The sequence below is a fragment of the Nonomuraea wenchangensis genome, from assembly GCF_900111685.1.
Lineage (GTDB): Bacteria > Actinomycetota > Actinomycetes > Streptosporangiales > Streptosporangiaceae > Nonomuraea > Nonomuraea wenchangensis.
In genome coordinates, this window is the sequence record NZ_FOHX01000007.1 from 313,391 (window position 1) to 325,376 (window position 11,986).

At 72.0% G+C, this 11,986-nt stretch carries 9 protein-coding genes and 1 pseudogene; 3 read left to right on the forward strand and 7 right to left on the reverse strand.

Features of this window, described 5'->3' with window-relative positions; translation table 11 throughout:
- Positions 1–35 precede the first annotated feature (35 nt).
- Together BMW85_RS23065 and BMW85_RS23070 are read right to left on the reverse strand one after the other, a co-directional pair.
- The gene (locus BMW85_RS23065) at positions 36–3,536 is read right to left on the reverse strand and encodes a S8 family serine peptidase (RefSeq protein WP_091084844.1); all 3,501 of its coding nucleotides are present in this window, start codon (positions 3,534–3,536) and stop codon (positions 36–38) included.
- Positions 3,537–3,671: 135 nt separating this feature from the next.
- Positions 3,672–5,108, reverse strand: a complete 1,437-nt coding sequence (locus tag BMW85_RS23070; protein WP_091084847.1) for a glycosyltransferase family 39 protein — start codon at positions 5,106–5,108, stop codon at positions 3,672–3,674.
- A 235-nt stretch (positions 5,109–5,343) separates the two neighbouring features.
- On the opposite strand from BMW85_RS23070, the gene BMW85_RS23075 reads away from it, so the two are divergent.
- The 3 genes from BMW85_RS23075 (at position 5,344) to thyX (ending at position 9,686) form a co-directional block, all read left to right on the forward strand.
- Positions 5,344–7,470, forward strand: coding sequence for an anthranilate synthase component I (locus BMW85_RS23075; RefSeq protein WP_091084850.1), 2,127 nt, complete (start codon positions 5,344–5,346; stop codon positions 7,468–7,470).
- A 70-nt stretch (positions 7,471–7,540) separates the two neighbouring features.
- A complete protein-coding gene (locus tag BMW85_RS23080; protein ID WP_091084852.1) occupies positions 7,541–8,815 on the forward strand; it encodes an amidohydrolase family protein in 1,275 nt (424 codons plus the stop codon).
- Positions 8,816–8,903: 88 nt separating this feature from the next.
- Positions 8,904–9,686, forward strand: a complete 783-nt coding sequence (gene thyX / locus BMW85_RS23085; protein ID WP_091084856.1) for an FAD-dependent thymidylate synthase — start codon at positions 8,904–8,906, stop codon at positions 9,684–9,686.
- Between the two features lie 148 nt (positions 9,687–9,834).
- Here the strand turns inward: thyX and BMW85_RS23090 are convergent, their stop codons facing one another.
- The 5 genes and pseudogenes from BMW85_RS23090 to BMW85_RS23105 all read right to left on the reverse strand — a co-directional run bounded on the left by BMW85_RS23090 (position 9,835) and on the right by BMW85_RS23105 (position 11,983).
- Positions 9,835–10,533 carry a transposase gene (locus BMW85_RS23090; RefSeq protein WP_218155890.1) on the reverse strand — a complete coding sequence of 233 codons (699 nt, stop codon included), beginning with the start codon at positions 10,531–10,533 and terminating at the stop codon, positions 9,835–9,837.
- Positions 10,530–10,763 carry a helix-turn-helix domain-containing protein gene (locus BMW85_RS50435; RefSeq protein ID WP_218155891.1) on the reverse strand — a complete coding sequence of 78 codons (234 nt, stop codon included), beginning with the start codon at positions 10,761–10,763 and terminating at the stop codon, positions 10,530–10,532. The genes BMW85_RS23090 and BMW85_RS50435 overlap by 4 nt, the downstream gene beginning before the upstream one ends.
- The gene (locus BMW85_RS23095; RefSeq protein ID WP_143082372.1) at positions 10,760–11,215 is read right to left on the reverse strand and encodes a hypothetical protein; all 456 of its coding nucleotides are present in this window, start codon (positions 11,213–11,215) and stop codon (positions 10,760–10,762) included. The genes BMW85_RS50435 and BMW85_RS23095 overlap by 4 nt, the downstream gene beginning before the upstream one ends.
- Before the next feature lie 140 nt (positions 11,216–11,355).
- Positions 11,356–11,637 (reverse strand): annotated as a pseudogene (locus BMW85_RS23100) (recombinase family protein); the annotation flags it as partial.
- A gap of 37 nt (positions 11,638–11,674) precedes the next feature.
- Entirely contained in the window at positions 11,675–11,983 is a 309-nt protein-coding gene (locus BMW85_RS23105; RefSeq protein ID WP_143082374.1) for a ubiquitin family protein, read from the reverse strand.
- Between the last annotated feature and the right edge of the window lie 3 nt (positions 11,984–11,986).

An 11,986-nucleotide genomic window follows, 5' to 3' on the forward strand; every position in this document is an offset into this window, starting at 1 on the left:
CCGCCCCTGGAGGGGGACCGGGCCCGGGAGCCCCGTCAGGGAGCCGTGCGGTCGGGCCGCTCGGAGATCCGGATCGCGTTCACGACCGGCGACCCCACCCGCGTGGCGAAGCGCACGTTGAGCTGCCCGTCGTCCACGCGGACCGTGTACTGCCTGGCCACGGCCGTGTAGGTGCCCGCCTCCAGCGCCAGGTCCAGCGCCGGGATCGCGAGCTGCCCCTCGACCAGCACGTCGAACACGCGCTTGCCCATCTGCGTGCTCTTGACCTCGGCGAAGTCCAGCTCCACCGTGTACGTCCCGGCCGGCACCCCGTCGAAGCGGTACTCCAGCATGCCCTCGCGGGCGGACCTGAACAGCGCCTGGTCCGTCGTCCCCGCGATGGTCTTCGTCGTGCTCAGCGTCTTGCTGGAGGTGGCGACATAGCCGTGGGAGCCCTGGGCGTACTTGCGGTCGGGCGTCCAGGCGTCCCCGGCGGCGTCGGTCGCCGCCTTCGACCCGCCGACGTCGACCGCCACCTGGAGCTTCGGCACCACGACCTTGACCGCGATCTCGATCGTGGGCTGCCGCCCGCTCGCCGACTTCACCAGGATCTTGCCGGCGCGCACCGTGCCCGCCGCGACCCCGTCGCTGGAGACCGTCACCTTGAGCGTCACCTGCTGCCCGGTGGCCAGCTCACCGGCCGCGGGCGTCACGGCCGCCCACGTCTCGCCCGTCACCGTGTACGGCGTCGCCGAGCCGAGGTTGGTGAGCGTCAGCGTCCGCGTACGGGTGGCCCCGGCCGGCATGACCACGGTCAGCTCCGCCGCCGACGCGCTCACCCGCCCGGTCACCAGCTTCGTGTCGATCCTGGTCACCGAGGCGGGCGCGATCGAGACCTGCTTGGTGAAGGTGCCGTAGTGCTCCCTGGACACCGTCACGTCGTAGTCGCCGGCCAGCACCTGACCGTAGAAGGAGCCGTCCGCGCCGGTCGTGAACGTCGCCACGTCGCCCACCTTGACCGTCGCCCCGGCGATCGGCTCGCCGTCGTTGGCGTCGGTGACCGCGCCGGTCACCAGGCCGTGCCGGCTCGCGGTGAACGTCACGCCCTGCCCGGAGGCCAGCGCCGCCTCCTCGTAGGAGTAGCGCATCGCGTCCGTGCCGGTCGCGTTCTCGATGCCGACCGTGGCGCTGGTGCCCCGGGCGCGCTCGCTGCCGAGGTCCTTGTAGCGGAAGGAGATCGAGCCGTCCTCGCCCAGCAGCGCCGAGAACGAGATCCGCTGCGCGCTGTCGTTGTAGAAGGTGACGTCGCGCCACTCCACCACGAACGCCCGGTGCGGGGCCGTGCCGGTCACCGCCGTGTAGACCCCGGCCCGCGCGTCCACGATGAGGTCGTCCCAGTACGGGTAGACCGCGTGGTTCGGCGTCGAGGTGGTGGGCAGGTTGCCGTTGCTCGCGGTGGTCACCCGGCTGTCGGCGAAGGTGAGGAACCCGTTCGTGGCGATCCACGCCCGGCTCTGTCCCGCCCCGTAGAACGGCACCGGGAACGGCAGCGTCACCTGCGCGGCGTCGTCGTCGCCGGTCAGCGCCAGCTTCTCGGTCCCCGCCACGTACGGCTGCGCCCCGCCCTTGCAGGTGTAGCCGAACCCGTCGCCGCGCAGCGGCAGCTCGATGTCCTTGGTGACGTTCCCGGACACGGTGACCTCGGCGGTCGCCGGGGTGGAGCAGCGGGAGGCCGGGGTGACGGTCAGCTCGTAGGCGCCCTCGGGCAGCGTCAGGCTGTAGCGGCCGGCCGCGTCGGTGACGGCGCTCACCGGCGTGCCGCGCGCGGCGACGGTCGCGCCCGCCTCGGGCGTGCCCGCCGTGCTGACCGTGCCGGACACCGTGCCGCCCGCCTTCTGGGTCATCGGCAGGTCCGCGGTGGCGCTCTGCCCGGCGGCGATCGTCACCCGGGCGGTCGCCGTGTCGTAGCCGAACTTCGCCGCGGTCAGCTCGTAGTCGCCCTCCAGCAGGCGCGGGATCGTGTACGCGCCGTCCGCGCCGGTGGTGACCGTACGGGTCACCGCCCCGGTCACGGTGACCGTGGCGCCGGCGAGCGGCGCGCCGCCGGAGGTGACCGTGCCGCTCAGGTCGCCGGTCTCGCCCCTCGGCGCGGCGTTGACGGCCGCGTACGCGTCGAGCCGGCCCTCGCCCCAGACGTTGTTGTCGGCCGCGGTGCCGCCGCAGCTCGTGTCGTTGACGTCCACGGCGGTCGAGTCGAGCAGCGGCCGGGTGTTCGCCACGTCGCCCTGCAGCGCGGGCGAGGCCGACCAGATCAGCGCCACCGTGGCCGCCACGTGCGGCGAGGCCATCGAGGTGCCGGTGTAGCTGTCGTAGGTGCCGCCGGGGGTGGAGGAGCGCACGTTGACGGCGGGCGCGGCGATGTTCGGCTTGATCTCGCCGCCCTCGCCCTCGCCCTTGCTGGAACGGGCGTACACGGCGTTGTTGACGTCGAAGCCGCCGGCGCTGTAGCTGATGACGTACTGGCCGGGGGAGCCGGAGGTGTCGCAGGCCGGGCCCTCGTTGCCGTTGGCGAAGGCCGGGAAGATGCCGGCCGCCACCCACGCCTCGACGGTCTCCTTGTACCAGGGGTCGTAGCCGTCGCCGCCCCAGGAGTTGTTGACGATGTCCGGCGCGAGGTCAGGGCGCGGGTTCTGGCCCGCGGCGTCGGTGGGCGCGAGGATCCACTGCCCGGCGGCGAGCAGGGACGCGTCGGTGCAGGTGCTGAGCTCGCAGCCCTTGGCGGCGATCCAGCGGGCGCCGGGTGCGACGCCGATGCCGTTCGCGCCGACCATGGTGCCCATGACGTGGGTGCCGTGGCCGTTGTTGTCGCAGGGCGCGGACGTCGGGCAGACCCGGGCCGGGTCGAACCAGTTGTAGTCGTGCGTGACCGTGCCGTCGGGGTTCTTGCCCCGGTAGCTCGCGGCCAGCTCGGGGTGGTCGAACTGGGCGCCGGAGTCGATCGTGGCGACCACGATGCCCTCGCCCCGGTTGCCCGTCTCGCTCCACACGCGCGGGGCGCCGATCCGGTCGATGTTCCACTCGACGGCGTTCACCCGCGCCTCGGCCGTGGCCTTGTCCGGCTTGGGCAGGCTGAGCGTGCGGACCGGGGCGATGGTCTCGACCTCGGGCAGCTTGGCGATCTCCGTGGCCAGCTTCTCGTCGGCGGTGACCCGTACGGCGTTGACGATCCAGTACGAGGTGTAGTCGGCCGAGCGGGCGTCCAGCAGCTTGCGCAGGCTCCGCTGGGCCGACTCGGCACGCTCGGTCTTGGACTCGACCACCAGCTCGGCCTTGGCCTGCTTGGTGGCGGCCCGGCGGGCGCCGCTCAGGTCGGCGGCCCCCTTCATCCGGACCCAGAAGGTGGCCTTGCCGTCCTGCTCCAGCTCCGCCTGGACGGCGGCGTCGATCTTGCCCGGCTCGGCCGCGGCCGCGGCTTGCGGGAACAACGTCTGCGGGGATAACAGGGCGGCGGCGACGAGCCCGGCCAGGGCCGCCCGCCTTCGGGGGGTGATGAGCACGCGCTCTCCTTCGGAGTGATCTTTCCGCCTCTGTCGGAAAGAGTGAAGCGCGCATGTCGGGAAAGCAAGACTTGTCGTAAACCGTGACATGACAGAGAGATAGGAGATTCGGTCAGCCACAAAAGCGGGGACGGGTCAGCTGAAGTGCCGCCAGCGCGACCAGGTGACCGACCAGGGGGTGCGCAGGTCCCGGCAGAGCCACACCACGAGGCCCCGCTCCTCGTTGTCCACGCCGGCCTCGTTGTCGACCGTCGCCCGCCGCTCGCACGTCCCGAACTGCTCGCGGATCCGCGGCCCCACGTTGACCAGTACCGCCGTGGTGGCGGTGTCCGGCGGCGGGCCGTACAGCCAGAGGTGGTTGTGCGCCGAGTACACGCGGGGCACCCCGGCCCGCACCAGCGCGCCGTGCTCGCCGTAGCTGCCGGTGAACACCATCGCGCTCGCCTGCTCGGCCGGCGGGATCGCGGCGCGCGCGCTCTGCACGGCCGCCACGAACTCGGGCCAGCCGACCGACTCGCGCGCCACCTCGTTGATCAGCGGCACCGGTGTCCTCGCCAGCTCCGCCACCGGCACCAGCGGCAGCGCCAGGAGCGCCGAGCCCAGCGCGCTGAGCGCGAGGCCCACGCCCGCCGCCAGCCGGACTCTGCGGGCCGCCGCGGCGGCCGACACGCAGCCGGCCGCGAACAGCAGCAGGATCAGCCCGCCGGTGTAGTCGAAGCGCCCGCCGGCGATCAGCGTCAGCGCCGCGGCCACCGGATAGGCCACCGCCAGCGCCCGCACCCGCCGGTCCCGCCACAGCCGGACGAACCCGAACGCCGCGATCACCGACACCGCCGGCCCGAACAGCGTGAGCTGCATCGGCACGAACATCATCCGTAGCTCCGCGCCCTTGTCCGCGCTGAGCGCCGCCGCCATCTTGAGCTGCGGCCAGTCGTTGGTCACCTGGTAGAGGAGGTTCGGCACGGCCAGCGCGAGCGCCAGCAGGCCACCCGCCCACAGCCAGGGGCTCGCGAGCACCCGGCGCGGCCCCACGGCGAGCAGCCCGGCCGCCAGGCCCAGCACCAGCAGCGCGATGAGGTGCTTGTTGTAGGTGGCCAGCCCGATCACCGCGCCGGCGGCGAGCCACCAGCGCGGCTCCCGCAGCAGCGCCTTGAGCAGGAACAGGATGGCCGCCATCCACAGCGGCAGGTCGAAGCTCAACGTCAGCAGCGAGTGCCCCGCGATGAGGGTGAACGCACCCGTCGCCGTGCCCGCCGCCGCCAGCGTCTGGGCCGCCCGTGAGCCGTCCAGCTCGCGCGCGACGAGCGCCACCAGCCACACGAGGATCGCCATGGCCAGCGCGGGGAACACCCGGATGCCGGTGATCGTGTCGCCGAAGAGGTGGATGCCCGCCCCGGCCAGCAGCGGCGTCAGCGGCGGCTGGTCGACGTACCCCCAGCCGGGGTGCTCGGACAGCACCCGGAAGTACAGCTCGTCGCGGTGGTAGCCGTAGGAGGGGCTCAGCGCGAGCAGCACCCCGAACAGCAGGACCGAGATCACCGTCACCGACCGCCACGCCAAGGGCCGCTCCATGAACGCCCAAGCTAGATCCTTAGCGCACGGTTTGTCACGACGATGGCGTGGCCGCGTTGCGCGATCTTGGTCGCGGGGTTAACCTGTCGGCATGCGAAACAGCGCTCAGCTCCAGTGGTGGCGCCGCTCCTAGGCGGCGCGAGTTTCGCATTCCTCATGGACGGCCGCCCCGGAAGGCGGCCTTTCTCGTGTCCGCCCCCGGGGCTCGATCATTTCACGTGGTAAGGGGCAGCAAGTGGAGACGAGCGGATATACCACCGCCGGGGGGATCGGCGTCGAGCGCGAGGCTCGCGAGGTCGACGAGGCGGCGCTCGAAGAGATCGTGACCGCCCTCGGAGAGCGCCGCGGCGGCGCCTTCTCCTCGGGCATGGACTACCCGGGCCGCTACAGCCGATGGGCCTTCGGCTACGTCGACCCGTGCCTCGAACTGGTCGCCCGCGGCCGCACCATCGCGGCCACCGCGCTCAACGAGCGCGGACGCGTCGTGCTCCCCGCCGTCGCCTCCTGCCTGCTGGCCGCCGGCAAGCCGGTCAGCGAGCCGACCGCCGACCGGGTCGAGGTGCACGTCCCCGAGTCGGAGGACCTGCTCCCCGAGGAGCAGCGCAGCCGCCGGCCCACCGTCTTCACCGCCATCCGCGAGGTCATCGCCGCCTTCCGCGGCGACGACCCGCACCTCGGCCTGTACGGCTCCTTCGGCTACGACCTGGCCTTCCAGTTCGAGCCCATCCGGCAGGAGCTCGTCCGCCCCGACGACCAGCGCGACCTGGTCCTCCACCTGCCGGACCGGCTCGTCGTCGTCGACCGCCAGCGCGAGACCTGCGTCGAATACCGCTACGAGTTCACCGTCGACGGCGCCACCACCCGCGGGCTGGAGCGCGCCGGGTCATCCACGCCGCTCCGCGAGCCCGGCGAGCTGCCTCCCGACCCGGTCAGGGGCGACTACGCCAAGGTCGTCGCCGCCGCCAAGGAGAAGTTCAAGCGCGGCGACCTGTTCGAGGTGGTGCCCGGCCAGGTCTTCCACGCCGCCTGCACCGACCCGGCCGCCTTCTACCGCGGGCTGCGCCGCAGCAACCCCGCCCCGTACGAGTTCCTCATCAGCCTCGGCGAGGGCGAGCACCTGGTCGGCGCCTCGCCCGAGATGTACGTCCGGGTCAGCGGCGACCGCGTCGAGACCTGCCCCATCTCCGGCACGATCGCCCGCGGCAGCAACCCGGTCGAGGACGCCGAGGCCATCCGCACCCTCCTGTCCAGCGTGAAGGAGGAGTCGGAGCTGACCATGTGCACCGACGTGGACCGCAACGACAAGTCGCGCATCTGCGTCCCCGGCACCGTCAAGGTCATCGGCCGCCGCCAGATCGAGCTCTACTCGCGCCTCATCCACACCGTCGACCACATCGAGGGCCGCCTGCGCCCCGAGTTCGACGCCCTCGACGCCTTCCTCACCCACATGTGGGCCGTCACCGTCACCGGCGCCCCCAAGACCTGGGCCATGCAGTTCATCGAGGACCACGAGGCCACCACCCGCCGCTGGTACGGCGGCGCCATCGGCTTCATCGGCTTCGACGGCTCCATGAACACCGGGCTCACCCTGCGCACCGCCCAGATCAAGCACGGCGTGGCCACCGTCCGCGCCGGGGCCACGCTGCTGTTCGACTCCGACCCCGAGGCCGAGGAGCGCGAGACCGAGCTGAAGGCCAGCGCCCTGCTCGGCGCCCTCGCCGCGGTCAACGAGCCCGGCGCCGTCCCGGTCGCCGAGTCCCGCCCGCAGCCAGGGCTCGGCATGAAGGTGCTGCTCGTGGACCACGAGGACTCCTTCGTCAACACCCTGGCCGACTACTTCCGCCAGGAGGGCGCCGACGTCGTGACCCTGCGCCACGGCTTCCCGCCCCACATGATCGACGACATCGCGCCGGACCTCGTCGTGCTCTCGCCGGGCCCCGGCTGGCCGTCCGACTTCGGGATGTCCGCCCTGCTCGACCAGGTCTACGCCCGCGACCTGCCGGTCTTCGGCGTCTGCCTGGGCCTGCAGGCCATGGTCGAGCACGCCGGCGGCACGCTGGAGCTGCTCGGCTACCCCGAGCACGGCAAGCGCGGCCAGGTCGGCCGCCTCGGCGACAGCGCCCTGCTCGACGGCCTGCCCGAGCGGTTCACCGCCGCCCGCTACCACTCGCTGCACGCCAAGCAGCCGGGGGTGGTCGGCTTCACGGCCACCGCGCTCACGCCCGACGGCAACGTCATGGCCATCGAGGACACCGAGCGCCGCCGCTTCGCCGTGCAGTTCCACCCCGAGTCGATCCTCACCCAGGAGGGCGGCGCGGGTGCCAAGGTCATCGCGAACGTGCTGCGCCTGTGCCGCCGGTGACGCCGGCTCTGTGAAATCGGCTCTGTGAAAACAGCCGCGGGGGCGTGCGGGGCTCCCTTAGAGTCTCCGCATGCTCCCCGTAGAACTGCCCGTCACGGTGCGTGACGCGCTGCAGGCCCCGCTGGTGGACCACCACTGCCACGGGGTGCACCGCGACGACCTGAGCCGGGCCCGGTTCGAGCTGCTCGTCAGCGAGGGCGGGGCCCCGGCGCCGCCCGGCACCACGCACTTCGACACGCCGTACGGGATGGCGGTGCGGCGCTGGTGCGCCCCCGTGCTCGACCTGGAGCCGCACGCCCCGCCCGCCGTCTACCTCTCCCGCCGGGCCGACCTCGGGGCCGTCGAGGTCAACCGGCGGCTGCTGGCCGCCGCCGGGGTGGTCGCGTTCCTGGTCGACACCGGGACCGAGGACCTCGACCTGCTGTCGGCCGCCGAGATGGGCCGCCACGGCGGCGCCGCCGCCGACGAGCTGGTCCGCGTCGAGCAGATCGAGCAGGACGTCGCCGAGAGCGCCGCGCTCGCCGTCGACTACCTCGACACGCTGGGCGAGGAGCTGTCCGCCCGCGCCGCCCGCGCCGTCGGGCTGAAGACCGTCGTCGCCACCCGGTGCGGGCTCGACTTCGACCCGGCCCGGCCGAGCCGCGGCTCGGTGATCGCCGCCGCCAACCGCCGGCTCGCCGCGCCCAGGGAGCCGCTGACCGACCCGGTGCTGCTGCGGCACCTGCTGTGGAGCGCCGTGGACGTGGCCAGGGAGCGCGGCCTGCCCCTCCAGCTCCACACCGGCCTGCCCACCTCCGCCGCCCCCGTCCCGGCCCGCCCCGACCCCAACCGGCCCGATCACGCCGACCCCGCACGTGCGGGTGGCGGCGGGCGCCCTCTGAGCGCGTCCGAGCTGCTTCTCGGCGGCCTCGTCACGCCCCCGGAGCCCCCCGGCCCGCACCGGGCCGACCCGGTCCGGCTGAGCGCCTTCATCGCCGCCCTGCAGCCCCTGAGCGTGCCGGTGATCCTGCTCGGCTGCTACCCGTTCCACCGCCAGGCCGCCTACCTCGCGGGCCTCCACCCCCACGTCTACGTGGACGTCGGCCTCGCCCTGCCGCACACCGCCGCCGCGGCGGCCCGCGTCATGGAGGACCTGCTGGAGCTGGCCCCCTTCCACAAGCTGCTGTTCAGCTCCGGCTCCCGCGGCCTGGCCGAGAGCTGCCTGCTCGGCGCGCTCTACTACCGCCGCGCCCTCGGCACGGCCCTGGCCGGTCGCGTCCGCGACGGCGAGTGGAGCGCCGCCGACGCGGCCCGCATCGCCCACATGATCGGCTCAGGCAATGCCCGCCGCGTCTACCGCCTCTGACCGGCGCGTTTCCCAAACGGCCTCTCACCTGGTTGGATGCATGACTGCGGTCACCGAATACCCGAACGAGCGGGGGGCTCAAGAAAACATGCGCAGTGTCGAACCCGAGGTCTTCATCGTCGCCCGTCCGGCGCTCGACTACGACGAGCTGGCCCGCTATCTCGCCGAGGTCGGCGGCGGGAGCTGGCTGGAGCGGCTCGACCGCGGCGACCTCGACGCGCAGAACCTCGCCGAGTTCGCCGGCCGGCTCTGCTACCGCTCCTTCGAGCCGGGCCTCAACCCCAACGTCGTCCGCATCCGCGAGGACCAGGACGCCTACCTGCGCAACATCCTGGCCAGCGCGCACGGCTCGGTCCTGGAGCACGTCAGCTTCAGCTTCGTGCTGCACAACGTGAGCCGGGTGCTCACCCACGAGCTGGTCCGGCACCGTCCCGGGGTGGCCATCTCCCAGGAGTCGCTGCGGTTCGTGCGCCTCGACGAGCTGCCGTTCTGGTTCCCCGAGTGGGCGCAGGCCGACGGGGAGCTGATGAAGCGGGCCACGGCGGTGCTGGAGCAGCTCGAGCAGTTCCAGCTCTGGATGGCCGGTCACTTCGGGCTCGACGAGGAGGGCGTGCCGTTCTCGGAGAAGAAGCACCGCACCTCGTTCATGCGCAGGTTCGCCCCCGAGGGCGTGGCCACCGGGCTGGTGTGGACGGCCAACGTGCGCACGCTGCGGCACACCATCGAGGCCCGCACCGCCGTGGGGGCGGAGGAGGAGATCCGCCTGCTGTTCCAGCGCATCGGCGAGCTGATGCGCGAGGAGGCCCCCGCCCTCTTCGGCGACTACGTCGTCGAGGACGGCGCCTGGGTCCCCGGCTGGCGCAAGGTCTGACCGTTGCTGATTCCGTAGTCGAATATCAGCAATCCCGACCTTTCAGGCGGGAAGGTCCGTAACGGTGTCACCGGAGCGCGCAACTCGCGCTCCGGTGTCCTGATGACGGTCTCGCGTTTCCTCCTGCCGACGGTGCGGCAGGATTGCGTCACCTGCCCGCCCGGGACCGGCCTTGCGGCTGGCCCGGTTGACGCGGGTCTTCTGGTCGGCTCCACGCGGTTTCGGCACTCGTGCGCCCAGGTCTCCGGCCACTCCGGGCGCCACAGAACGAGCAGGCCCTGGAGGACGGGTACCAGCGGTTTGCAACGATTACGGTTCCACTGTCCCATCCGGCCTTGTAGGTGATCTGACGGCGGATCTCCCCGAACCCGGCGTCGGCGATTTTGCGGGCTAGGCCGGTGGTGAGCTTGTGCAGGGCGTCGGCCCGCAGGTTGGCCACGCGATGGTGGACGCGGTTGCGTTCGGCGTCGGCGGCCAGCCACCGCTTGGACGGCTGCTGACCGGTTCGCTGGTCCGGTCCCCGGCGGCGCGACACGCGACGCGACAGCCGCCTGAGCGCCTTCAAAGCAGTGTCGTAATGGGCCGGGTTCGGCACGTAGCGGATCTCCCCGGCGCTGTCGGCCATTACCGCCAGCACCTTCACTCCGAGGTCCACGCCCACGGCCACGCCTGGCCGGGAAACGCGAATGATCTCCCGCTTGACCTCCACCTGGAAGGAAACCAACCAGCGTCCCCGCTCCTGCCGGACAGTGGCGGACAGGATGCGGGCGGTCCCGTTGCCGATGCGGCGCTGAAGTTTGCGGGTGTTCTCGTGAGTGCGGATGGTCCCGAGCCGGGGCAGCGTCACGTGTCGCCGGTCAGGCCCGACGCGGATGGCGCCGGTGGTGAACCGGCAGGCGAGCCGCCGGGGCATGCCGACGCGCCTGCCCTGCCGCTTTCCCTGCTGACAGCCCAGTTGTAGGCGGCCCTGGCGGCACCGCAGTGCGAACGTAGCGCGGCCTCCTGGGTCACGTTCGGGTCCAGGGCGAAACGGTACGCCTGCACCACGAAACCGGGCTGCGGCTGGAACTTTTTCATGCCGGGCAATCCCCCCGGTGCACAATCCACGTCAAATGGCTGGACGGGTCAACGCCAGCCCACCGCAGCGCGGCCGTGTCGAGATCAGTCATAGACTCTTGGGTCGTATCGCCGCACACATCTGTACAGCCCCTGACGAGTTCCTTGCCGGCCCGAAATGCGATGTCGAGCGCGATCAGCTCCGCGTCAGGGCTGCGGAAGCGTCTTGCCCCGGCAAGAAGCTGCTTTTCGACCTTGTCCCGCAAGACCATCATGCGGTGCTCGTGCTCAATGGTGGCCTGACGCTCCCGGTGCGCCCGCTGAGACGCCCGTGCAGCCTGCTCGGCGAGCAGGGCGATGAACCACTCTGGCGCGCTGGACGGGTCGGCCTTCCACGCTCTCGCGTTCTGCACGGTCAATGGATCGGTCACACCGGCGGAACACATCCACCGCGCGATCACGTGGACCTTCATCTGCATCACGTTCGCCGCAGGCGCCGGGCACAGACCGCGATCCGCCCTCTTCTGCGAATCAGGTTTCGTCTTCGGCACTATCGCTCATCCCCCTTCGCTGTCGCTATGGACACAGCCTGTTCGGCCCGGCGCTTAGCCGACCTGCGCCCGCGCGCGGATTCCAGGTGGTCGACGCCGAACCGGGCCAGCCGGTCGCGGTGCTCAACCACGATCACGGCAGCACTCGGATCGGCGAGGACGCGGTGCAGCTTGCGCCGCTTGCCATTCAGGCCAGAGCCGATCTCCTTGACCACCTCGCTGACCGCGAGACCGGCAGCGTTCGCTCCTTCCACGACGCGGATGGCCTGCCGGTCCAGGCCACCCCTCTGATCGCCCGAGGACACGCGGCAGTACGCGATTGCCCGCCCGGATGTAGCCCTAGCCTCTTCCACGATCCAGGTGCCGGAGGGTGCCTGACGGTCAGGTCAGGGCGGGCAGCACGTAGACCTCCGCGCCCGGGGGGAGGGCGCAGTCGAGCCCGCCGAGCCCCCGGGCGTTCTCGCCGCAGACGAACATGCTGATGTGCCGGCGGATGCGTCCGTACTCGTCGCGCAGCCGCTCCTCCAGCAGCGGATGGGCGCGGCGCAGCGACTCCAGAGCCGAGCCCAGGGTGGGCGGGGAGTCGCGGTCGGCCCCCACGGCGAAGACCTTGACCTCGGTCCGGCCGCTCACCCACCGCCGCAACGTGCTGGGCAGCACGAAGACCACCATCGTCACCGATCCGGCCATGGG